This window comes from Ideonella benzenivorans (assembly GCF_020387415.1).
GTDB lineage: Bacteria > Pseudomonadota > Gammaproteobacteria > Burkholderiales > Burkholderiaceae_C > Ideonella > Ideonella benzenivorans.
Genome location: NZ_JAGWCB010000014.1, coordinates 63,551 through 86,680 on the forward strand (window position 1 = coordinate 63,551; position 23,130 = coordinate 86,680).

The window sequence follows — 23,130 nt, forward strand, 5'->3', positions numbered from 1 at the left end:
CGAACAAAGTGGTTGAAAACTGTGGACTGAAGTGTATACACTTTCGCATACACCGCAAATCACCCCAAGCGCCCCATGGCCCGCCGCCCCGATCCCGCCGCGCTGACCCCGCCCGCCGACACCCCGGCCGCCCTGGGCGTGCCTGAAGGCGCGGGCGAACGCACCACCACCGACCGCATCGTCGCCTCGGTGACGACGGCCATCGTGGAGCGACGCCTGATGCCCGGCACCAAGCTGGTCGAGCAGCAGATCGCCGACATCTTCAAGGTCTCGCGCACCGTGGTGCGCCAGGCGCTCAACCAGCTCTCGGGCGACAAGCTGGTCACGCTGGAGCCCGCCCGCGGCGCCTTCGTGCGCGAACCCAGCGTCGAGGAGGCCCGCCAGGTCTACGAGGTGCGCACGATGCTGGAGAGCGCGATGCTGCGCGAGCTGGCCGCCCGCATTACCGACGACCAGATCGCCCGGCTGCGCCAGCACCTGGCCGACGAAGGCGCGGCCATCGCCCGCACCGACGTGACCGGCCGCACCCGGCTGCTGGCCGACTTCCACAGCCTGCTGGCCGGCATGCTGGGCAACCAGGTGCTGGCCGACCTGCTGGGCGACCTGCTCTCGCGCTCCTCGCTGATTTCGCTGATGTACCAAAGCTCGCACTCGGCCGAGGAATCCTCCGGCGAGCACGTCGCCATCGTCGAGGCCCTGGCCCGGCGCGACGGCGACGCCGCCGTGGCCCTGCTCCAGGCCCACCTGGGCAATGTCGAGCGCAACCTCCGTCTCAACCCGCGTGTGGCCGATCTGGCCACCGCCCTGCAACCTGACACGCCATGAACACCGCTGCACGCTATCCCCGCGACCTCGTCGGCTACGGCCGCAACCCGCCCCATGCCCGCTGGCCGGGCAACGCCCGCGTCGCGGTGCAGTTCGTGCTCAACTACGAGGAAGGCGGCGAGAACTCGGTGCTGCACGGCGATGCCGGCAGCGAGCAGTTCCTCTCCGAGATGTTCAACCCGGCCGCCTACCCCGACCGCCATCTGTCGATGGAGAGCATCTACGAGTACGGCTCGCGGGTCGGTGTCTGGCGCATCCTGCGCGAGTTCGAACGCCGCGGCCTGCCGATGACCGTCTTCGGCATCGGCATGGCGCTGGAGCGCAACCCGGAGGTCACCCAGGCCTTCGTCGAGCTGGGCCACGAGATCGCCTGCCACGGCTGGCGCTGGATCCACTACCAGAGCCTGCCCGACAGCATCGAGCGCGAGCACATGGCCCGCGGCATGGAGATCATCCAGCGCCTGACCGGCAACCGCCCGCTGGGCTGGTACACCGGGCGGGACAGCCCCAACACCCGCCGCCTGGTGGCCGACTACGGCGGCTTCGCCTACGACAGCGACTACTACGGCGACGACCTGCCCTTCTGGCTGCAGGTGAAGAAGACCGACGGCAGCCTGGCCCCGCACCTGGTGGTGCCCTACACGCTGGACACCAACGACATGCGCTTCTCGCTGCCGCAGGGCTTCAGCCACGGCGACGAGTTCTTCGAATACCTGCGTGATGCCTTCGATGTGCAGTACGCCGAAGGTGACGAGCGCCCCAGCATGCTGAGCATCGGCATGCACTGCCGGCTGCTGGGCCGCCCGGGCCGCTTCAAGGCGCTGCAGCGCTTCCTGGACCATGTCCAAAGCCACAGCCGGGTCTGGGTGACGCGCCGCATCGACATCGCCCAGCACTGGCAGGCAGCCCACCCCTTCGACGCCGCCAAGGCCTTCATCTGGGAGTGAGCCCCATGCCCGCCGCCCTCACCCTGGCGCTGCTCAACCGCGCCGACCGCGACACCTTCGGCCGCCTGCTGGGCGGGGTGTACGAACACTCGCCCTGGATCGCCGACGGCGCCTGGAGCCGACGGCCGGCGGGCGGCTTCGTCAGCCTGGCGCAGCTCAAGCGCACGCTGGTGGAGGTGGTGCGGGCCGCGCCCGAACAGGCCCAGTTGGCCCTGATCCGCGCCCACCCGGAACTGGCCGGCAAGGCCATGGTGACGAAGACGCTCACCGCCGAATCCACCGGCGAGCAGCGCAGCGCCGGCCTGGCCGACTGCAGCCCCGAAGAATTCGCCCGCCTGCAGCAGCTCAACGCCGACTACAACGCGCGCTTCGGCTGGCCCTTCATCCTGGCCGTCAAGGGCCCGCGCGGGTTGGGCCTCACCCGTCAGCAGATCATCGAGACCTTCGCCCGGCGCCTGACGGGCACCAAGGAGTTCGAGTTCGCCGAGTGCCTGCGCGCCATCCACCGCATCGCCGAGATCCGCCTGAACGAGAAGTTCGGCGCCGAGCCGGTGCTGGGCAACCTGGTCTGGGATGCGGCCGAGGCCCTGGCCGCGCACAGTGAGCCCGGCTTTGCTGCCCAAGGCCAGCTCACCGTCACCTACCTGACCCCGGCCCACCGGGCCTGCGCCGCCCAGCTGCTGCAGGCCATGCGGGACGCCGGCTTTGACGAGGCCCACCGGGACGCCGTCGGCAATGTGGTCGGCATCTACCACGGCAGCGACCGCCAGGCGCCGCGCCTGCTGACCGGCAGCCACTACGACACCGTGCGCAACGGCGGCAAGTACGACGGCCGGCTGGGCGTGCTGGTCACGCTGGCGGCGGTGGGTGAGCTGCACCGCCAGGGCCGCCGCCTGCCCTTCGGCATCGAGCTGGTGGCCTTTGCCGAAGAGGAAGGCCAGCGCTACAAGGCCACCTTCCTGGGTTCCGGCGCACTGGTCGGCCAGTTCGACCCCGCCTGGCTGGAACAGACCGATGCCGACGGCATCCCCATGCGCCAGGCCATGCTGGACGCGGACCTGCCGGCCACGCTGGACGCCATCCGCGGCCTGCGGCGCAGCGCGGCCGACTACCTCGGCTATGTCGAGGTGCACATCGAACAAGGCCCGGTGCTGGACGACCTGGACCTGCCGCTGGGCGTGGTCACCTCGATCAACGGCAGCGCGCGCTACCGCGGCCACTACACCGGGGTGGCCAGCCACGCCGGCACCACGCCGATGAACCGGCGCCGCGATGCCGCCACCGCCACCGCCGAACTGGCCTTGTTCGCCGAGGCCCGGGCCTCCGCCGACGAAGGCTCAGTGGCCACCGTCGGGATGCTGGAGGTGCCGCAGGGCTCGATCAATGTCGTGCCGGGCCTGTGCCACTTCAGCCTGGACCTGCGCGCGCCCAACAACGCCCAGCGCGACGCGATGGTGCTGGATGTGCAGCGCCAGGCCCAGCGCATCGCCGAGCGGCGCCGCGTGACCTTGCACCTCGAAGAGGTGATGGTCGCCTCGGCCGCCCCTTCCGACCCGGCCTGGCAGGCCCGCTGGGAGGCCGCGGTGCAGGCCCTGGGCCTGCCCGTCTTCCATCTGCCCAGCGGCGCCGGCCATGACGCGATGAAACTGCACGAGCTGGTGCCCCAGGCCATGCTGTTCGTGCGCGGCGGCAACGCCGGCATCAGCCACAACCCGCTGGAAACCGTCACCAACGACGACTGCGAACTCGCGGTGCAGGCCCTGCTGCAGCTGCTCGACGCCCTCGCCCAGGAAACCCGATGAGCCACCCCACCGAACGCCCCCTCACCGACCCGATCTACACCGCGCTCGACGCCTGGATCGACCAGCACTTCGACGAGGAGGTGCGCTACCTGCAGGCCCTGGTGCAAGTGCCCACCGACACCCCGCCGGGCAACAACGCCCCGCACGCCGAACGCACCGCCGAGCTGCTGGCCGGCATGGGCCTGACGGCCAGCCGCCATCCCGTGCCCGCCGAAGCCGTCCACGCCTACGGCCTGCAAAGCCTCACCAACCTGATCGTGCGGCGGGTCTACGGCGACGGCGGCCCCACGGTGGCCCTGAACGCCCACGGCGACGTGGTGCCCCCGGGCGAGGGCTGGACCCACGACCCCTACGGCGGCGAGATCGTCCCCGATGCCACCGGCGGTCAGCTCTACGGCCGCGCCTCGGCCGTCAGCAAGAGCGACTTCGCCACCTACACCTTCGCGCTGCGGGCGCTGGAGGCGGTGGCCCAGCCCCGGCGCGGCGCCCTGGAGCTGCACTTCACCTACGACGAAGAGTTCGGCGGTGAACTGGGCCCGGGCTGGCTGCTGGCTCAGAACCTGACCCACCCGGACCTCCTGATCGCTGCGGGCTTCAGCTACCAGGTCGTCACCGCGCACAACGGCTGCCTGCAGTTGGAGGTCACGCTGCACGGCACGGCCTCGCACGCGGCCTACCCGGAGACCGGCGTGGACGCGCTGCAGGCCGCCAACACCTTGCTGACCGCGCTCTATGCCCACAACGACGTGCTGCGCACGCGCCGCTCTGCCGTCGTCGGCATCACCCATCCCTACCTGAACGTGGGCCGCATCGAAGGCGGCAGCAACACCAACGTGGTGCCCGGCAAGGTGGTTCTCAAGCTGGACCGCCGCATGATCCCGGAAGAGGACGTGGTGGCGGTGGAGGCCGAGGTGCGCGCGCTGATCGAGCAGAGCGTGGCCGCCTGCCCCGGCATCCGGCTGGAGATCAAGCGCCTGCTGCTGGCCCATTCGCTCAAGCCCCTGCCCGGCCACGAGAAGCTGGTGGCCCCGCTGCAACGCCATGGCGAAGCGGTGTTCGGCGAGCCCATTCCCACCTCCGGCACGCCGCTCTACACCGACGTGCGCCTGTATGGGGCCAGGGGTATCCCGGCCGTCATCTACGGCGCCGGCCCGCGCACGGTGCTGGAATCCGGCGCCAAACGCTCGGACGAGCACCTGGCACTGGCCGACCTGAAGCGCGCCACCCGAGTGGTCGCCCGTGCCCTGGCCGACCTGCTGGCCACGGTCTGAGCCGGTCACCGCAGGTTTCGCACGCTTCTTGCTGCCCCTTCTTCCCAATCCCCATCCCCGTCCCTTCCCACCCTCCGGAGTACACCATGCGCTTTTCCTCCTTCGCCCGCCTCTCCCGACGCAGCCTGCTGAGCCTGGCCGCGGCCCTGACCCTGCCCGCCCTCGCGCAGGCCCAGACCACCCCGATCAAGTTCCAGCTGGACTGGCGCTTTGAAGGCCCGAGCGCCTTCTTCCTGGTGCCGGCTGCCAAGGGCTACTTCAAGGCCGAAAAGCTGGACGTCACCGTCGACGCGGGCAACGGTTCGGGCAATGCGGTCAACCGCGTGGCGTCGGGAGCCTATGACATGGGCTTTGCCGACCTGGCCGCGCTGATGGAATTCCAGGCCAACAACCCGACCGCCCCGAACAAGCCGGTGGCCGTGATGATGGTCTACAACAACACGCCCGCGGCGGTGTTTGCGCTGAAGAAGAGCGGCATCAAGACCCCGGCCGACCTGACCGGCAAGAAGCTGGGCGCCCCGGTGTTCGACGCCGGCCGCCGTGCCTTCCCGATCTTCCAGAAGGCCAACAAGGTCGGCAAGGTGGAGTGGGTGAGCATGGACCCGACGCTGCGCGAGACCATGCTGGCCAAGGGCGACCTGGACGCCATCACCGGCTTCTACTTCACCTCGCTGCTGAACCTGGAAGCCCGCGGCGTGAAGGCCAGCGACGTGACCGTGATGGCCTACCCGCAGTTCGGCGTGAAGCTGTATGGCAACGCGATCATCGTCGGCGAGGAATTCCTGAAGAAGCACCCTGAGGAGGTCAAGGCCTTCCTGCGCGCCTTCACCAAGGGCGCCAAGGACGTGATCGCCGACCCGAAGAGCGCGATCGCGGCGGTCAAGGCGCGTGACGGCATCATCAACCCGGCGCTGGAAGAGCGCCGTCTGAAGCTGGCCATCGAAAGCTCGGTGGCCACGCCCGATGCCAAGGCCGAGACCTTCGGCAACCTGAGCAAGCCCCGCCTGGCCCTGATGGCCAGCCAGGTGGCCGACGCCTTCCAGACCAAGAGCCGCATCAACCCCGACGCGGTCTGGAGCGGTGCCTACCTGCCCTCGGCCGCCGAGCGCAACATCTTCAAGAAGTAAGCCCGTTCACGCCGGTTGGATGCCTGCCTGGTCTGGGTGGGTAGCCGCCGGTGTGCCCGCCCACGGACTCACGGGAGAAGCCGCATGAGTTTTGTCGACTTTCGCAACGTCTGGCTCGCCTACAACGACGAGCTGCTGGCCCAGGGCCAGTTCGCGGTGGAGGACATCAACCTGCAGGTCGAGGAAGGTGAATTCATCGCCATCGTCGGCCCTTCGGGTTGTGGCAAATCCACCTTCATGAAGCTGGCCACCGGCCTGAAGCGCCCCAGCAAGGGCACGATCGAGATCGGCGGCCGCGAGGTGGATGGGCCGCTGAAGATCACCGGCATGGCCTTTCAGGCGCCCAGCCTGCTGCCCTGGCGCACCACGGTGCAGAACGTCATGCTGCCGCTGGAGATCGTCGAGCCCTACCGGTCAAGCTTCAAGCAGAAGAAGGCCGAGTACGAGGCCAAGGCCCGCGCGCTGCTGCAAAGCGTGGGCCTGGGCGGCTACGAGGACAAGTTCCCCTGGCAGCTCTCGGGCGGCATGCAGCAGCGCGCCAGCATCTGCCGCGCGCTGATCCACGAGCCCAAGATGCTGCTGCTCGACGAGCCCTTCGGCGCGCTGGATGCCTTCACCCGCGAAGAACTGTGGTGCACGCTGCGCGACCTGCAGGCTGCGCAGAAGTTCAACGTCATTCTGGTGACGCACGATCTGCGTGAGAGCGTCTTCCTGGCCGACACGGTCTATGTGATGAGCAAAAGCCCGGGCCGCTTCGTGGTGCGCCGCGAGATCGACCTGCCCCGTCCGCGCGAGCTGGAGGTGACCTACACCGCCGCGTTCTCGGACATCGTGCATGAGTTGCGTGGCCACATCGGTGCCATGCGCAAGCAAGGAGCGGAGGTAGCCCAATGACGACCGCCACACAACGCGCCCGCAACCTCGAACGCTGGGCCCCCTGGGCTCTGCTGTTGTTCACCCTGGTGCTGTGGCAGGCCCTCTGCTCGGCCTTCGATGTCAGCGAATTCGTCTTCCCGAGCCCGCTGCGCATCTGGGAGCAGATCGTCGAGTACCGTGACGTGATCCTGGGCCACGCCTGGCGCACCCTGTGGGTGACGATGGCGGGCTTCGGCATCGCCATCGTGGTCGGCGTGCTGCTGGGCTTTCTGATCGGCAGCTCGCGCCTGGCCTATGCCGCCATCTACCCGCTGATGACCGGCTTCAACGCCCTGCCCAAGGCCGCCTTCGTGCCCATCCTGGTGGTGTGGTTCGGCATCGGCGTCGGCCCGGCGGTGCTGACCGCCTTCCTGATCTCCTTCTTTCCGATCACCGTCAACATCGCCACCGGCCTGGCCACGCTGGAGCCGGAGCTGGAAGACGTGCTGCGGGTGCTGGGTGCCAAACGCTGGGACGTGCTGATGAAGGTCGGCCTGCCCCGCTCCATGCCCTACTTCTTCGGTTCGCTGAAGGTGGCCATCACGCTGGCCTTCGTCGGCACCACGGTGTCGGAGATGACGGCCTCCAACGAGGGCATCGGCTACCTGCTGGTGAGCGCCGGCAGCGCGATGCAGATGGGCCTGGCCTTCGCGGGTCTGGTGGTCGTCGGCGCGATGGCGATGGTGATGTACGAGTTCTTCTCCTGGGTCGAGAAGCGCACCACCGGCTGGGCCCACCGCGGCTCGCAGGCCACCTGACCCCCGCGGCCTTGCGTACACTGGGCGGCTTTCCGGTGGCCGGGCCGCCCTTTCTCCTTGCTGTTGAACCGCCATGGGCTGGCACGGCCATCTGCACCTGAACTACACCCGCGACGGTGAACGCACCATCGCGCTGGACCGCCACGACGGCCCGCTGCGCGTGCTGCAGCGGCTCTACCCGGAGGGCGATGCGGTCTGCCACCATGTGCTGGTGCACCCGCCAGGGGGCATCGTCGGCGGCGATGTGCTGGACATCACGGTCGAGCAGGCGTCCGGCACCCACGCCCTGATCACCACCCCCAGCGCCACCCGCTTCTACCGCAGCGCAGGCGAGGTGGCCCGTCAGACCCTGTCGGCCCGGCTGGCCGACGGCGCCCGGCTGGAGTGGTTGCCGCTGGAGACCATCGCCTACCGCGGTTGCCGGGCCGAGAACCAGCTGCGTTTCGAGCTCGCCCCCGGCGCCCAGATGCTGGGGTGGGAAATGCTGGCCCTGGGCCTGCCCGCCGCCGACGAAGCCTTCAGCCACGGGCACATCACCCAGCACCTGGAGCTGCCCGGCGTGTGGCTGGAACACGGCCGGCTGGACGCCAGCGACCACCGGCTGCTGGATGCCCCCCTGGGCCTGGATGGCCAGCGCGTGCTGGGCACGCTCTGGGCGGCCGCCGGGCGGGACCTGGGCGCCGATCTGCGCCAGGACCTGCTCGATGCGGCCCGCGAGGAGATGGCCGCCGACAGCCTGGCCCCCCGGGCCGGTGCCACGGCGCCGGATGCCCGGGTGGTCGTCTGCCGGGCCCTGGCCCCGCGGGTGGAGCCGCTGTTCGGGCTGTGGCGGCGCATCCGGGCGCGCTGGCGCGCCCTGCTGTGGCAGCGTGAGGAAGCGCCGCCACGCATCTGGCGCATGTGAGGCCCTGCCGGACCACCGCGCGGATTGGCCCGGTCCGATGGCGGCCCGGCGCCGATCCTCCCCCCGCTTGGCGAGCTGCCGCCCATGCCGTGCGCGGCCAGGCCGATGAACTGATGGCGCTGCTGGCTCAGCTCAAGGTGGGCGGCTGAACGCCCGGCCCCCGCCCCAGCACATGCAGCAGGCCACGGGCGGCCACCACGCCACTGGCCAGGCAGGCCGTGAGCAGGTAGCCGCCGGTCGGCGCCTCCCAGTCCAGCATCTCGCCGGCCACGGCGATGTGGGGATGGGCCCGCCAGCACAAGCCCTCGTCCAGGGCCTCCAGCGCCACACCCCCGGCGCTGCTGATGGCCTCCTCCAGCGGACGGGGCGCCCGCACGGTGACCGGCAAGGCCTTGATGCGCCCGGCCAGCCAGGCCGCGTCGCGGCTGTGGGCCGTCCATTCCGCGGCCGTCACGCCCTCGCGCAGCAGGGCCGCCGGTGCACCATGGACCCCGGCCTGCTCCCGCAGGTGGTTGGCCAATGACCGAGCCCCTCGGCCCCGGGCCAAGGCCTGGGTCAGCTCATCCAGCGTGCGGTCCGGCCGCAGGTCCAGCGTGAGCTCGGCCTGCCCCCGGGCACGGATCTGCTCGCGCAGCAACGCCGCGGCGGCATAGACCAGGTTGCCCTCCAGGCCGGTGGCCGTCAGCACGCACTCGCCCTTGCGCTCAAAGGATTCGCCCTGCGGACCGGTGCAGCGCAGCACCACGTTCTTCAACGGGGCCCCGGCATGGCGCTGGGCCAGGTGCTCACTCCAGCCCACATCGAAGCCACAGTTGGCCGGCTGCAGCGGCGCCACGGGCAGACCCGCCTGCTGCAGCGGCGCCACCCAGGCCCCGTCCGAACCCAGCCGGGCCCAGCTGCCGCCGCCCAGGGCCAGCAGCAGCGCATCGGCCGCCACCGGCACCTCCTCCTGCGGGGTGGCAAAGCGCAGCGACAGGGGCAGGTGGGCCGCCCCCAGCGAGGCAGGCAGCCAGCGGTGACGCATGTGAAAGTGCACCCCGGCCCGACGCAGACGGTGCAGCCAGGCCCGCAGCAAGGGGGCCGCCTTCATCTCATGGGGGAACACCTTGCCGGAACTGCCGACGAAGGTGGCGGCCCCCAGACCATCGGCCCAGGCCCGGACATCCTGGGGCGACCAGGCCCGCAGCCAGGCCCGGACCCGATCGGCGCGCTCACCATAGCGGCCCACAAAGGCCGGCAGCGGCTCGGCGTGGGTCAGGTTCAAACCGCCCTTGCCCGCCAGCAGGAACTTGCGCCCCACCGAGGGCATGGCATCGAACAGGTCGACCCTCAGCCCGGCGGCCGACAGTACTTCGGCGGCCATCAGGCCGGCAGGGCCGCCGCCCACGATGGCGACACGGGGGGAGGAAACGGTGGTGGACGGGGGAAGGACTGACGACATGGCGCCAGCAGTCTATGCCAGCGCCCTGCGGCCGCGCCGGCTCAGGGCAGCGTCAGCGTGAACCAGGCCGCCTGCGGGGCCAGTTGCACGATGTCGGCATACGGTGCCAGCGCCCGCTCGGTGCTGTCGCGCAGCTGCATGCGCAGGCCCAGGAAAGCCAGCAGGCCCAGCAGCGCGAAGACGCTGCCCATCACCCACAACGGCAGCTCCGAGCGCAGCTTGTGGCGGACCTGGTCCGGCGGCGCCCAGTGCGGGGCGAAGGCACTACGCCGCCCCTGCAGGTGCAGGATCTCGTCGCCCAGCCGGGCGGTCAGGTAGCCCAGCTTCTCGGTCCCCTCCAGCGCGTACTTGCCCTGGAACCCCAGCAGCAGGCACATGTGGAACACCTCCAGCGCCTGCAGCCGCACCGCGCCTTCCCGGCGCAGCTCCTCCAGCCGCTCGAAGAAGCGTTCGCCCGCCATGTGCTCACCAAACAGCTCCAGCTGCAGCGGCTTGAGCATCCAGGCCTCGCGGATGGCCGCACCACTGGTCAGCAGAATTTCGTCGAGCAGGCCACAGAAGGCGAACTTGGCCTGGTACACATCGCCGCTCTCCAACCCGAGGCGTTTGGCGCCGCGGTCCACCTCCTGCAGCAGTTCCATCACCTTCTCGCGAAAGCGCCCTGCGTCCGTCGGCCACTGGCCATTCTTCAGCAGAAAGACCATGTAGAAGCCGGGATAGAGCAGGTCCATCAGGGTGCGGGGTTCGGCGGCCGCCATGCTGGCGACCACCGGCGGCGCGGCGGGCGTGGTGGCGAACAGAGAAGGGGCAGTGCTCATGGGAAGAACGTGTCAACGTGGGGATCAGGCCTCGCCATTGAGGGCGATGAGTTCCATCTGCAGGTCAGGCAGCCCGGTCGGGGCGTAGATGCACAGGGCGCGGGACTGGAGCATCCGTTCGTAGAGCGGGCCGCGCGGCTCCAGCGCGAAATAGTAGGCCCCCGGGCGCACCGGGATGGCCACCGGCACCTGGGGCAGATGGGTCAGGCGCACGCCGGCGGTGGCCGTCAGCACCACCTTCTCGACGTCGTCCGGCGCACCGACCTTCAGCCGCTGCGGAATCACCTCGACCAGCTCAGCCGGCGGCAGGGCCGCCTGCACGCCCAGGTACAGGCGCGTCCCGTCGCCGATCTTCTGCGAATCCAGCCGCCCGACGTGATAGGACGGCCGGGTCTCGCTCAGCGCAATGGCGAAGTAGCGGGTGGAGATGACCGTCTCCAGCAGATCGCGCACGATCGTGTCCAGCCGCAGGAAGGCAGCGGCCGGGGTCTGGTGGTCGTAGGCGGGCAGATCGGCCAGCCCATGCGTGCGCGAGAAGGTCATCAGCGCCCCCGCCAGGTCCAGCAGACGCTCGAACAGGCGCTCGGGCGGCAGCCCGGGGTGGTGGTACAGATGGGACAGCCCGGCATAGGCGCTGCTGCAGGTGTGCAGCAGCCAGAACGAGGCGATGTCCCCCGAGCGGAACTCGATCACATGCTTGGAGGGTTCGCGGTGGACCCCATAGAGCGCATCCACCTTGGCCTGCAGCATGTCCAGTGTCCGCCGCAGCAGGCCCTGCAGCAGCGGCGACGCGGCGATCGACATCACCGGCGGAGAAAACGAGGGATCCAGCTCGAAGGTGCCGGTGCCGGTCCGGCGCACCCGCACCAGGGGCAGCGAGGTCAGGTGATCGCGGGCTTCGGTCTCGGCCAGCAGGCGCGCCGTCCGGCGCAGCGTCACCATCTCCGCCTCGACCGCCCCGGTGAACCAGTCGGAGGCTGACTCATGGCGCTGCACATAGCGGACGGCTGAAGCGCCGGCGTCGTCCGCGGCACAGCTGTTGGCCCCTGTCGGTCGCACCGGGGTGAGCGCCAAGTGGTAGGTGCATTCCGAGAGACCTGCCGGCCAGCCCGAGAGCGACACGGGCGCCGGCAATTCGTCGTCGGTAGGGGCAGAGAACAGATCCCCGTCGGGCAACACCACCTGCAGCGCCGTGACCCGCAGCACCCCGTTGGACAGGGCGTCGGCATCCACCTGCCAGCGGCGCACCCCCCAGGCAAAAGGGCTCAGGGCCTGGGCGGTCTCGGCCAGACGCCACTCATGGTAGGCATCCTGGCGCTGGAAATGCTGGGGCCGCAGGAACAACCCCTCCCCCCAGAGCAGCTTCGAAGCACGGATCACATCAACTTCCCATCAGGTTTCAACACATCAGTGGATCTCACGAACACTGGACCCCGGCCAGGCGGGTCATCTCCAGCGGCGCATCCAGGGCCTGCCCGCTGGCGACACTCAGCGCACAGGCGTGCACCCCGAGGGTCAGTTCCCCCTGGGCCGCCGCCTTCGCATCGAACACATGCCGCCAGCGTCCTGGCGCTGGCGCCCGGAACAGCGCGACCACCCCGACATAGCGGGTGCCCACAGGCAGCGTCTCGGTGGCATCGAAGTGCTGACCCGGCGTCAAGACCACTTCCCTCACCCCCAGCACCTCGCCCGCCAATTCCGAAGGCCATTGACGCCGGTCAGTATTGAAGGTCGCGGCCGGCGCCCGCATGAACGCGTCCTTGTCACCCAGCTCATAGATTCTCGCAACCACGGGCAGCGACCGGCCATTTGTATCTGTATTTAACAATTCCCCCGCATGCAGGCGAATCACAACCTGTAACTTCTTCTCGGGTTTCATCGAAGCCGCCGCCGCAGGCAGATCCTGATTTTGTAACGATACTCTTTGCAACCCGACAATCTGTAACATCGAATCCATGACCCCCGGGGATGAGCCCGCGGGCGCAGAGGTGGCACAGGCCGTCAACGCCAGGGGAAACAGCAGGCAGACACGCCCTCCGAGCAGACGCCAGCGGTGCACCAGCACCCACATGGCCATGCATCGCGCACGAATATCAGAAACCCCTGCCATCCTCATCCCCCTGTTTGCCGGCGCATCCTCAATTCAGACGAAACGCCCTCCGAACGCCAGACCATCGACGCTCTTCGTGGGGTCGAAGTCTAGCCTTGATGCCCCCCATTGGCGGAATTTCAGGATCCCCCAAAAGGAGGTTTGACCTTTGTTTTTGGCGGCATATAGTCCGCCTGCCTGGAAATTCACCCATCTGCCAGGCCATACGGCTTGTTTCTATTTTCATGGAGTTACAAATGAAGTCCGCCCTGCGCCAACCCGTGCAACGGAGCGCCCTGGCTCTCACCGCGGTCCTGTGTGCGTTGCTGACGGCCTGCGCGGCCCCCGGCGGCCCGTCGGCCTCCGACCCGGCGCCGGTGCCGCCCACGCTGGAGTCCTTTTTGACGCAGGCTGATCAAGCGCGTGCCGAGGGGCAGCCGGACAAGGCCCGCGCCCTGTACCGGGACGCGGCCAAGGCCTACCCCGCGGACAAGGCCCCATGGCTGAAGCTCTCCGAGGACTACTTCGCCGCCGGTGACTACGGCAACGCCGTGCTGGCCGGTCAGGAGGTGCTGCAGCGCGACCCACAGGACAACACGGCCAACAGCCTGCTGGCAGTCAGCGGGCTGCGGATCACGGCCGGCTCGCTCAAGGCCCTGCGCAAGGATGCGGCCTATCCGGTGGGCTCCCGCGAGGAAGCCCTGGCCGTCACCCGTTCGCTGCGGGAGACGCTGGGTGAGACCGCGCTGCTGCCCATCACGCCGCCCGGCGCCGAGCCGCCCAAGGCCAAGTCTGCGCCGCGCCGCCGCACCAGCCGGCCGGCCCCGGCCCCCGCGCATCCGGCAGCCGCCGCCGCCCCTGCCCCCGCCGGCAATCCCCTCGACAAGCTCAAGTGAGCCTCTCCCGTTCCCGCCCGCAGCAAGGAAACACCCATGGCCAAGAAGGACAGCGTTCAGAAGCGGCTTGAAAAGGTCCGCCCTCCCCGTGTGCAACTCACCTATGACGTCCAGGTGGGCGACGCCATCGAACAGAAGGAACTGCCCTTCGTGGTGGGGGTGCTCGGTGAGTTCTCCGGCCAGGTGGACCCGGACAAGCCCCTGCCCAAACTCAAGGACCGCAAGTTCGTCAACGTCGACCTCGACAACTTCGACGACGTGATGGCCGGCATGGCCCCCAAGACCTCGTTCCGCGCCAAGAACCGGCTCAGCCCGGAGGGGGGCGAGTTCGGCGTGAACCTGGAGTTCAAGTCGATGGAGGACTTCCGCCCGGAATCCATCGTGCAGCAGGTCGAACCCCTGCGCCGCCTGCTGGAGGCACGGACCAAGCTCTCCGACCTGCGCAACAAGCTGGCCGGCAACGAAAAGCTCGATGACCTGCTGACCGAGGTGCTGTCCAGCACCGAGAAACTGCAGCAGCTCAGCAACGAGACCAACCCCGCCGACAAGGAGTGACCATGAGCGAAGCCCTCCTCAGCCCCGCGGCATCGGCCGCCGCCGCGACAGAGGCCAGCCCGCTGCTCGACCAGATCGTCGCGCAGAGCAAGGTCGCCCGCTCGGAGACGGAACACGCGCGCGCCCGGGACATCATCTCGGAGCTGGTACGCGAGGTGATGGCCGGCACGGTCACGGTCTCGGAGAACCTCAGCGTCACGCTGGACGCCCGCGTGGCCGAACTGGACGCGCTGATCTCCGCCCAGCTCAGCGAGATCATGCATCACCCGGCGTTCCAGAAGCTGGAGTCCACCTGGACCGGCCTGCACTACCTGTGCCGCCAGACCTCCACCAGCGCGGGCATGAAGATCCAGGTCTTCAACGCTGCCAAGAAGGAACTGATCAAGGACTTCAAGACGGCGATCGATTTCGACCAGAGCGCGCTGTTCAAGAAGGTCTACGAGGAGGAATTCGGCACCTTCGGGGGCGCCCCCTTCGGCACGCTGATCGGCGACTTCGAGATCTCGCGCCAGCCCGAGGACATGTACTTCATCGAACAGATGTCGCACGTGGCCGCCGCGGCGCACGCGCCGTTCATCTCGGCCGCCTCACCCGAGCTCTTCGGTCTGGAGACCTACACCGACCTGGGCAAGCCGCGTGACCTGGCCAAGGTCTTCGACACGGTGGACTACGCCAAGTGGCGTTCCTTCCGGGATTCGGAAGATTCCCGCTACGTGGGCCTGACGGTGCCGCGCTTCCTGGGCCGCCTGCCCTTCAACCCCAAGGACGGCACCGCCACCGAAGGCTTCAACTTCGTCGAGGACGTGGACGGCACGGAGCACGACAAGTACCTGTGGGTCAATGCCGCCTACGCCATGGGGGCGCGCCTGACCGCTGCCTTCGAAAGCTACGGCTGGTGCGCCGCCATCCGCGGCGTGGAAGGTGGTGGTCTGGTGGAGGATCTGCCCACCCACACCTTCAAGACCGACGAGGGTGAGGTCGCGCTGAAGTGCCCGACCGAGATCGCGATCACCGACCGGCGCGAGAAGGAGCTCAGCGACCTGGGCTTCATCCCGCTGGTGCATTGCAAGAACACCGACTACGCGGCCTTCTTCGGCACCCAATCGGCTCAGCGCCCCAAGAAGTACGACAGCGATGCCGCCAACGCCAACGCGGTGCTCTCGGCCCAGCTGCAGTACATGTTCAGCGTCTGCCGCATCGCCCACTACCTGAAGGCCATGATGCGCGACAAGGTGGGCAGCTTCGCGTCGGCGGCCAACATCGAGGAATTCCTCAGCCGCTGGATCCGTCAGTACGTGGTGGAAGACGACAACGCCACGCAGGAAACCAAGGCCACCTACCCGCTGCGCGAGGCCAGCATCCAGGTCTCCGAAGTGCCGGGCCGCCCCGGCGCCTATCGCGCCGTGTCGTTCATCCGGCCGCATTTCCAGCTCGACGAGCTTTCCGTGTCCCTTCGTCTCGTCGCCGAGCTGCCGCAGTCCCAGAAGGGCTAAACACAACCGCTGTCATCACAAGGAGCGACAACAATCATGAAGGACATCTACGTCAAGTTCGAGGGAGCCACTGAACTCGAGGGCGACAGTACCGACCAGAAGCACGCTCGCGAGATCGAGGTTTCCTCGTTCCAGCACTACGTGCGCCAGCCCAAGTCGTCCAGCGCCTCGTCCGCTGGCGGCCACACCGCCGAGCGCACCGAGCACGGCGAGATGGTGTTCACCAAGGACATCGACAAGGCGACGTCCAAGCTGAACCGCGCCTGCTCGGCCGGCACGGTGTATCCCAAGGTCACCATCACGTTCTACCGCGCCTTCGGCGGCAAGAGCGCCACCTCGACCTCGCAGTCGCGCGTGGACTACTACAAGATCGTGCTGGAAGACGTGGTGGTCTCCTCGGTGCAGACCATCATCACCGAAGGCGAACTGCCGGCCGAAACCTTCGGCCTGAAGTACGGCAAGATCACCTGGGAATACAAGCAGCACCGTCCGGACGGTTCGACCACGTCCACCGGCGTGGCCGGCTGGGACCTGCGCAAGAACGTCGCGGTCTGATCTCCTCGGGGCCAGTCGGGGGGACCGGGGTTCCGCACCTCGTCCCCATCCGATCCACCCTGCTTGCGGGCGGCCTCCAGGCCGCCCTTTTTCCCTGCCAGGCTGCCTGCCATGGACCTCTTCAGTCCCTCTCTGCTGGACAAACTGCTGGGCGCGGATCTGGACGCACCGCGCCCAACACGCGGTCTCCGCAACGCGCCGGACACCGAGACTCGCGCGGACCTCAGTCCCCGCTGGTCCCTCCAGCAGATCACCGATTCGGTGGCCCGAGATCTCGAGGCTCTGCTCAATGCCCGGCCCAGCCTGGAAGCGGGCGAGATGCCGGCCTACCCACAAGCGGCCCGGTCGCTGCTCACCTTCGGACTCACCGACCTCAGCGCGCTGAACGTCGCCAGCGACAAGGACCGTCAGCGCATCCACGAGGCCATTCGCCGCGCCCTGATGGTGCATGAACCCCGCCTGACGCAGGTGGAAGTCCAGGTTCGCGCCAACACCCAGGTCGGCGCAGGCCTGTGCTTTGCCATCCGGGCCCGCCTGCGCCTGGACCCTTGCGCCGAGGCCGTCGCCTTCGACGCGATGCTCCAACCGGGCACCAACCATTACGCCGTGAGCCGCAGCGACCTGCGCACACATTGAATCCCACCAGGAAGTCGCCATGCAGGACCTGCTGCCGCATTACGAACGGGAACTGGCCTTCCTGCGCACACAGGCGGACGAGTTCGCCCAACGCTATCCCCGGATCGCGGGCCGGCTGTCGGTCAACGGCGAGGTGCTGCAAGACCCGCATGTCGAACGCCTGATCCAGTCCTTCGCGCTGCTGGGTGCCCGCATCCACAAGCGGCTGGACGATGACTTCCCACTCTTCACCGAATCGCTGCTGGGGCTGCTCTATCCCCACTACCTGCGCCCCTTCCCGTCCTGCTCGATCGCCTGCTTCGATCTGGGCGCGGGCGCCGCGCAGATGAGCCAGGGACAGACGCTGCCACGGGGCACAGCGCTGCACGCGCGCCCGATGCGTGGCGTGACCTGCCGCTTCCAGACCACGGCACCGGTCCAGATCCTGCCGTTGAAGTTGGCCCAGGCGCGGGTCCAGACCACCTCGGTCATCCCGTCGGGCACGCCGATCCCCCCCCAATGCACGACCTTGCTGTCCCTGCAACTGGAGTTGCTGTCGCCGCAGGCCAGTTTTGCCACGCTGGACGTGCCGTCGCTGCGGCTGTACCTGGATGGTGACCCCTCGCTGGTCACAGCCCTGCGAGAGACCCTGGTCAGCCGTGTGGCAGGCTTGTTCTATCAAACCCAGGCCAACGGCCCGTGGACGCGTGACCCGCAAGGGCTTCCCCAACCGGTGGGCCTGGGCGACGGTGAAGCACTGGTGGATTTCGAGGCGCGCTCGCACCCGGCCTATCGCCTCCTGACCGAGTACTTCGCCTTTCCGGACAAGTTCAACTTCGTGGACATCCCGCTGAGCACAGCGCTCTGCGCCACGGCAGGACGGACGTTGACCCTGCACATTGCGCTGTCCGGTCTGAGGCCGGACAGCCACGAGGCCCGCCTGCTGGAGCTGGTCGGGGCCCGCAACCTGTTGCTGGGCTGTGCCCCGGTCATCAACCTGTTCGCCACCCGGGCCGACCCGATCCGTATCACGCACGACAAGACCCTCTACCCGGTGCTGCCAGACGGTCGCCGCGCCTTTGGCCACGAGGTCTATGCCATCGACCGTGTCTACCGCGTGCACCAGACCCCCGAGGGCGAGTCCATCCAGCGCTTCAAGCCCTTCTTTTCGCTGCAGCACGACGACTTGCTGCAGGAGGGCGAGTCCCAGGGGCGCTACTGGTTCAGTCAACGCCATCCCATGCAGGCCGGGCAGAGCGTGGGCTACGAGACCGAGATCGGCTTGGTCGACCTGCAGTTCAACCCCAGCCTGCCGCAGACCGACACCCTGTCGATCGACGTGCGCGCCACCAATCGGGACCTGCCCTGCCAGATGAGCATCGGCCAGGTGGGGGGGGATCTGTTCGCGGAAGGCGGAGGCCCGTGGAAGGAAATCCGCCTGCTGCGCCGCCCCACCCCCAGCCTGCGGTTCGAGGCCGACCATGGGGCCTTGTGGCGCCTGGTGTCGCACCTGTCACTCAACCATCTGACCTTGAGCGACAGCGGGTTGGAGGGCCTCAAGGAGATGCTGCGCCTCTACGACCTGCCGCACCTGCCACACAGCCAGCGCATGATCGACGGCCTGATGCAGGTGGACTACCGACCTGTGCAGGCCTGCCTGCCCGGCAATCCCTTTGCCACCTTCGTGCGTGGCACGGAGGTGCGGCTCAGCGTCAATGAACAGGCCTTCGTCGGCGGTGGCCTACACCTGTTCGCCCAGGTGCTCGACCGATTCCTGGGGCTGTACGCCCACATCAATTCCTTCGTCCAACTCAAGCTGCTGTCGCACCGGACGGGCGAGGTGCTGCTCACCTGTCCCCCCCGCAGTGGCGACCAGGCCCTGCTGTGAGCCGGCACCATCGACCATGAAGCGAGACGTGCCCCCCGCTGTTCTGCCGCCCCCGGTGCGCCCCGTGGCCCATCTGGCACCCGAGGCCCCCGTGCAGCGCCTGCTCGCACAGCCCCAGGCCTTCGCCTTTCACCAGGCGGTGCGGCTCCTGGAGCGTTGGCTGGCCCGTCCGGACGACCGCGCGGACCGCCTGCCGGAGGAGCTTCGCTTTCGCAATTCGCTCTCCCTGTCCTTTCCGGCCAGCGAGATCCATGCGCTCCAGGCCCAGGGGCCGGACCCGAACCATCCCGATCGCATCGAGATCACCCCGGCCTTCATGGGGCTGCTGGGGGTCACCGGCACCCTGCCGCTGGCTTACACCGAGCAGGTGCAGGCGCGCGAACTCCATGCCCGCGACGGCGCCGCTCGGGCCTTCTTCGACATCTTCCAGCACCGGGCACTCTCGCTCTTTCATGCCGCCTGGCGCAAGCACCGGCTGCCGCTGCAACATGAGGTGGCGCCTGCGGCCGCCTTCCGTCCCCGGCTGCTGGCCCTGGCCGGCCTGGGCCTGCCGGGTCTGGCCAACCGCCTGCAGCCCAGCCGAGGGGCGGTGTCCGACGATGCCCTGGCCTTCTACGCTGGGGCTTTGCAACAGCGGGTCATCAGCGCTCCCCAACTGCAGCGTGTGCTGGCCGACTACTTCGGTGTCCCGGTGCAGCTGCAGTCCTTCGCCGGCCGCTGGTTCCCCGTCGAGGCCGCCAACCAGAGCCGGCTGGGCCTGGGTGCCGTCACGCTCGGGCGGGATGCGCTGGTGGGTGAGCGCCTCTGGCAGCGGGACCTGCGGGTGCGGCTGACGCTGGGGCCGCTGTCGCGTGCCCAGCAGGCCCGCTTCCTGCCGGGCGGCCCCGGTGCCCTGGCCTTGAAGGAACTGCTCACTCTGGCCACGGGCCTGCAGCTCGAGTACGAGGTGCACCTGTGCCTGCGCGCCCGCGACGTCCAGCCCGCCTGCCTGGGGGGCAATCCCGACACCCCGCCCCAGCTGGGCTGGAACACCTACCTTCTTTCCCAGGCCAGCCCGGTGGACCGCACCGAAGCGGCCTACAACATCCACGCAGCCTGACCCACCGATCCCGCCCATTGCTGTCCCCATGACCAACCTGAAGACCCTGATCGCCAAGCTCGACCCTGTGTGCCGCCAAGCCGCCGAACGGGCCGCCTCGATCACCTTGTCCCACGGCCACCACGAGGTGGACATCGAGCACCTGCTGCTGGCCCTGCTGGAGAACCCGCGCAGCGATCTGGTGGTGGCCTGCCGCCGCTGGGGCGTGGCCACCGAGGCCCTGCAAGCCGACCTGCAGCGCGAGCTGACCCGGCTGCGCAACGGCAACACCCGCACCCCGGTGTTCGGCACCCGCCTGCTGACCCTGCTGGAACAGGCTTGGCTGATCGCCTCGCTGGACACGCTGGACCCGCGCATCCGCAGCGGCCACCTGCTGCTGGCCCTGCTGACCGAGCCGACGCTGAGCCAACTGGCCCAGCGCAGCAGCCCCTGCTTCGGCCAGATGAAGGCCGACGACCTCAAGCACCGGCTGGATGTCGTGACCGCGGGTTCCGACGAAGCCCGCCAGAGCCCGGCCGCCGCCACGGGTGCCGGCGCCGAAGCGGGCGAGGCGGCTGCCATCAGTGCGCCCAGCCCCACCCCGGCCCTGGACCAGTTCACCACCAACCTGACCCAGCGCGCCCGCGACGGCAAGATCGACCCGGTGATCGGCCGTGACGCCGAGATCCGCCAGGCCATCGACATCCTGATGCGCCGGCGCCAGAACAACCCCATCCTGACCGGCGAGGCCGGCGTGGGCAAGACGGCCGTGGTGGAAGGCCTGGCCCTGCGCATCGCCGCGGGCGACGTGCCCCCGCCGCTGCAGGGCGTGGCCCTGCACGTGCTGGACCTGGGCCTGCTGCAGGCCGGCGCCAGCGTGAAGGGCGAGTTCGAGAACCGCCTGAAGAGCGTGATCGACGAGGTCAAGAAGAGCCCGCACCCGATCATCCTGTTCATCGACGAAGCCCACACCATGATCGGCGCGGGCGGCCAGGCCGGGCAGAACGACGCTGCCAACCTGCTCAAGCCCGCCCTGGCCCGCGGCGAGCTGCGCACCCTGGCCGCCACCACCTGGAGCGAGTACAAGAAGTACTTCGAGAAGGACGCCGCCCTGGCCCGCCGCTTCCAGGTCATCAAGGTGGAAGAGCCCAGCGAGGAGTTGGCCGCCGCGATGCTGCGCGGCATGGCCCCGCTGATGGAAAAGCACTTCGGCGTGCGCATCCGCGACGAGGCCATCACCGAGGCTGTGCGCCTGTCAGCCCGCTACATCACCGGCCGCCAACTGCCCGACAAGGCCATCAGCGTGCTGGACACCGCCTGCGCCAAAGTGGCCCTGGGTCAGGCCGCCACCCCGGCCGCGGTGGACGACCTGCGCAAGCGCCTGGAACGACTGGACGCCGAGATCGCCGCACTGCAACGCGAGGCCGCCAGCGGCAGCGACCATGCCGTCCGCCTGAGCGCCCTGCGCACCCAGCGCGAGAACGGCCAGGCCGAGCTGGACGCCCTGCTGCAGCGCCACGAAGCCGAGAAGGCCCTGGTGGGCGAGGTGCAGCAGCTGCGCCAGGACCTGGAAGCTGCGGCGGCGCGCAACCACACCGAGCAGGCGCCGCCCGCCACCCCGCTGCCCGACAAGCTGGCCGCCCTGGGCGCGCTGCAGGGCGAAGCCCCGCTGGTGCCGGTGGACGTGGATGGCAATGTGGTGGCCGCCATCGTCGCCGCCTGGACGGGCATCCCGCTGGGCAAGATGGTCAAGGACGACCTGAAGACCGTGCTGAACCTGCAGCCCCTGCTGGAGGCGCGCGTCATCGGCCAATCGCACGCGCTGGCGGCCATCGCCCAGCGGGTGCGCACCAGCCGCGCCAACCTGGAGGACCCGAACAAGCCCAAGGGCGTGTTCATGTTCGTCGGCCCCAGCGGCGTGGGCAAGACCGAAACCGCCCTGGCCCTGGCCGACCTGCTCTACGGTGGCGAGAAGAAGCTCATCACCATCAACATGAGCGAGTACCAGGAGGCCCACTCCGTCTCCGGCCTGAAGGGCTCGCCCCCGGGCTATGTGGGTTACGGCGAAGGCGGCGTGCTGACCGAGGCCGTGCGGCGCCAACCCTACAGCGTGGTGCTGCTCGACGAGGTGGAAAAGGCCCACCCGGACGTGCTGGAGATGTTCTTCCAGGTCTTCGACAAGGGCGTGATGGACGACGCCGAGGGCCGCGAGATCGACTTCCGCAACACGCTGATCATCCTGACCAGCAACATCGGCTCCTCGCAGATCATGCAGGCCTGTGTGAACAAGCCGGCGGCCGAGTATCCCGCGCCGGAGGCCCTGGCCGAAGCGCTGCGCCCGGTGCTGTACAAGACCTTCAAGCCCGCCTTCCTGGGCCGCATGAAAGTCATTCCCTACTACGCCATCGGCGACGACGCGCTGGACCGCATCATCCGCCTCAAGCTCGACCGCATCGCCGCCCGTGTGGCTGCGCACCACCAGGCCGACTTCGTCTACGACGACAAGCTGGTGGACGCCGTGCTGGCCCGCTGCACCGAGGTGGACACCGGTGCGCGCAATGTGGACCACATCTTGAACGGCACCCTGCTGCCCGAGATCGCCGGCCAGGTGCTGGCCCGCATGGCGGAGGGCGAGGCGGTGCGCCGCATCAAGGTGAGCGCCACCAAGAACGGCGACTTCAAGTACACGGTGCAGTGAGGTCGCCCCATGAGAGACACCCGCCATGGACGCTGACACCTTGATCAACACGGCCCTGAGCGCCGCCTGGACCTCCCTGCTGGGCGGGTTGACCCAGGACAGCCGCCTGCTGCACCTGCACACGCCGCTGGGCCCGGACGCGCTGTTCGCCGAGGATGTCCACGTCTGGGAAGGCATCGGCCCCCAGCAGGGCCCCAGCCTGTCGGACGACATCCCCGGCCTGGACCTGGGGCCCACCCGCGCCGGCCTGCGCCTGGTGGTGCATGCGCTGAGCACCGACACCCACCTGGAGCTCAAGCAGCTCATCGGCCAGCCCGCCCTGCTGGAACTGCTGTGCCAGGACAGCCGCGGCGAGCTGCGCCCCTGGCACGGCCATGTGGTGGCCGCGGCCCTGGTGGGCTCCGATGGCGGCCTGGCCCGCTACCGCCTGGTCATCGAACCCTGGCTGGCCCTGC

At 68.9% G+C, this 23,130-nt stretch carries 21 protein-coding genes; 17 read left to right on the forward strand and 4 right to left on the reverse strand.

The features are described from left to right. Positions 1 to 75 precede the first annotated feature (75 nt). The 8 genes from KGA65_RS16265 (at position 76) to KGA65_RS16300 (ending at position 8,549) form a co-directional block, all read left to right on the forward strand. Complete coding sequence (locus KGA65_RS16265; protein ID WP_225864174.1) at positions 76 to 825, forward strand: GntR family transcriptional regulator; 750 nt, start codon at positions 76 to 78, stop codon at positions 823 to 825. Then, on the forward strand, positions 822 to 1,772 hold the full coding sequence (gene puuE / locus KGA65_RS16270) for an allantoinase PuuE (protein ID WP_225864175.1): 951 nt from the start codon (positions 822 to 824) through the stop codon (positions 1,770 to 1,772). Before KGA65_RS16265 ends, puuE begins: the two co-directional genes overlap by 4 nt. Before the next feature lie 5 nt (positions 1,773 to 1,777). Next, positions 1,778 to 3,574, forward strand: a complete 1,797-nt coding sequence (gene uraD, locus KGA65_RS16275) for a 2-oxo-4-hydroxy-4-carboxy-5-ureidoimidazoline decarboxylase (protein WP_225864176.1) — start codon at positions 1,778 to 1,780, stop codon at positions 3,572 to 3,574. Beyond that, positions 3,571 to 4,845 (forward strand): M20/M25/M40 family metallo-hydrolase, encoded by a 1,275-nt coding sequence (locus KGA65_RS16280; RefSeq protein WP_225864177.1) that lies wholly within the window; start codon positions 3,571 to 3,573, stop codon positions 4,843 to 4,845. Before uraD ends, KGA65_RS16280 begins: the two co-directional genes overlap by 4 nt. 86 nt (positions 4,846 to 4,931) lie before the next feature. After that, positions 4,932 to 5,972: an ABC transporter substrate-binding protein gene (locus KGA65_RS16285; RefSeq protein ID WP_225864178.1), complete on the forward strand. Its 1,041-nt coding sequence runs from the start codon at positions 4,932 to 4,934 to the stop codon at positions 5,970 to 5,972. Positions 5,973 to 6,056: 84 nt separating this feature from the next. Continuing rightward, positions 6,057 to 6,866 carry an ABC transporter ATP-binding protein gene (locus KGA65_RS16290; RefSeq protein ID WP_225864179.1) on the forward strand — a complete coding sequence of 270 codons (810 nt, stop codon included), beginning with the start codon at positions 6,057 to 6,059 and terminating at the stop codon, positions 6,864 to 6,866. Beyond that, a complete protein-coding gene (locus tag KGA65_RS16295) occupies positions 6,863 to 7,645 on the forward strand; it encodes an ABC transporter permease (protein ID WP_225864180.1) in 783 nt (260 codons plus the stop codon). Before KGA65_RS16290 ends, KGA65_RS16295 begins: the two co-directional genes overlap by 4 nt. Positions 7,646 to 7,718: 73 nt before the next feature. After that, complete coding sequence (locus KGA65_RS16300) at positions 7,719 to 8,549, forward strand: urease accessory protein UreD (protein WP_225864181.1); 831 nt, start codon at positions 7,719 to 7,721, stop codon at positions 8,547 to 8,549. 127 nt (positions 8,550 to 8,676) lie between these two features. Here the strand turns inward: KGA65_RS16300 and KGA65_RS16305 are convergent, their stop codons facing one another. The 4 genes from KGA65_RS16305 to tssJ are packed head-to-tail and all read right to left on the reverse strand — an operon-like array spanning position 8,677 to position 12,885. Then, positions 8,677 to 9,990 carry a TIGR03862 family flavoprotein gene (locus KGA65_RS16305; RefSeq protein ID WP_225864182.1) on the reverse strand — a complete coding sequence of 438 codons (1,314 nt, stop codon included), beginning with the start codon at positions 9,988 to 9,990 and terminating at the stop codon, positions 8,677 to 8,679. A 41-nt stretch (positions 9,991 to 10,031) separates the two neighbouring features. Continuing rightward, complete coding sequence (locus KGA65_RS16310) at positions 10,032 to 10,808, reverse strand: DotU family type IV/VI secretion system protein (protein WP_225864183.1); 777 nt, start codon at positions 10,806 to 10,808, stop codon at positions 10,032 to 10,034. A 24-nt stretch (positions 10,809 to 10,832) separates the two neighbouring features. Next, on the reverse strand, positions 10,833 to 12,188 hold the full coding sequence (gene tssK, locus KGA65_RS16315; protein ID WP_225864184.1) for a type VI secretion system baseplate subunit TssK: 1,356 nt from the start codon (positions 12,186 to 12,188) through the stop codon (positions 10,833 to 10,835). A gap of 37 nt (positions 12,189 to 12,225) precedes the next feature. Further along, complete coding sequence (tssJ, locus tag KGA65_RS16320; RefSeq protein ID WP_225864185.1) at positions 12,226 to 12,885, reverse strand: type VI secretion system lipoprotein TssJ; 660 nt, start codon at positions 12,883 to 12,885, stop codon at positions 12,226 to 12,228. A gap of 269 nt (positions 12,886 to 13,154) precedes the next feature. Here tssJ and KGA65_RS16325 point away from each other — a divergent pair, with 269 nt between their 5' ends. The 9 genes from KGA65_RS16325 to KGA65_RS16365 all read left to right on the forward strand — a co-directional run. Then, positions 13,155 to 13,793 carry a tetratricopeptide repeat protein gene (locus KGA65_RS16325; protein ID WP_225864186.1) on the forward strand — a complete coding sequence of 213 codons (639 nt, stop codon included), beginning with the start codon at positions 13,155 to 13,157 and terminating at the stop codon, positions 13,791 to 13,793. A 36-nt stretch (positions 13,794 to 13,829) separates the two neighbouring features. Then, positions 13,830 to 14,348: a type VI secretion system contractile sheath small subunit gene (gene tssB / locus KGA65_RS16330; RefSeq protein WP_225864187.1), complete on the forward strand. Its 519-nt coding sequence runs from the start codon at positions 13,830 to 13,832 to the stop codon at positions 14,346 to 14,348. Between the two features lie 2 nt (positions 14,349 to 14,350). Further along, on the forward strand, positions 14,351 to 15,841 hold the full coding sequence (gene tssC / locus KGA65_RS16335) for a type VI secretion system contractile sheath large subunit (RefSeq protein ID WP_225864188.1): 1,491 nt from the start codon (positions 14,351 to 14,353) through the stop codon (positions 15,839 to 15,841). A gap of 36 nt (positions 15,842 to 15,877) precedes the next feature. Continuing rightward, on the forward strand, positions 15,878 to 16,396 hold the full coding sequence (locus tag KGA65_RS16340; RefSeq protein WP_225864189.1) for an Hcp family type VI secretion system effector: 519 nt from the start codon (positions 15,878 to 15,880) through the stop codon (positions 16,394 to 16,396). 111 nt (positions 16,397 to 16,507) lie between these two features. Further along, a complete protein-coding gene (gene tssE, locus KGA65_RS16345) occupies positions 16,508 to 17,032 on the forward strand; it encodes a type VI secretion system baseplate subunit TssE (protein ID WP_225864190.1) in 525 nt (174 codons plus the stop codon). A 19-nt stretch (positions 17,033 to 17,051) separates the two neighbouring features. Then, a complete protein-coding gene (gene tssF / locus KGA65_RS16350; RefSeq protein ID WP_225864191.1) occupies positions 17,052 to 18,899 on the forward strand; it encodes a type VI secretion system baseplate subunit TssF in 1,848 nt (615 codons plus the stop codon). Between the two features lie 28 nt (positions 18,900 to 18,927). Then, on the forward strand, positions 18,928 to 19,998 hold the full coding sequence (tssG, locus tag KGA65_RS16355) for a type VI secretion system baseplate subunit TssG (RefSeq protein ID WP_225864192.1): 1,071 nt from the start codon (positions 18,928 to 18,930) through the stop codon (positions 19,996 to 19,998). 28 nt (positions 19,999 to 20,026) lie between these two features. Further along, positions 20,027 to 22,675: a type VI secretion system ATPase TssH gene (gene tssH, locus KGA65_RS16360; protein ID WP_225864193.1), complete on the forward strand. Its 2,649-nt coding sequence runs from the start codon at positions 20,027 to 20,029 to the stop codon at positions 22,673 to 22,675. A 25-nt stretch (positions 22,676 to 22,700) separates the two neighbouring features. Beyond that, on the forward strand, positions 22,701 to 23,130 hold a 430-nt coding region (locus KGA65_RS16365; protein WP_255650593.1), incomplete at its 3' end, for a contractile injection system protein, VgrG/Pvc8 family.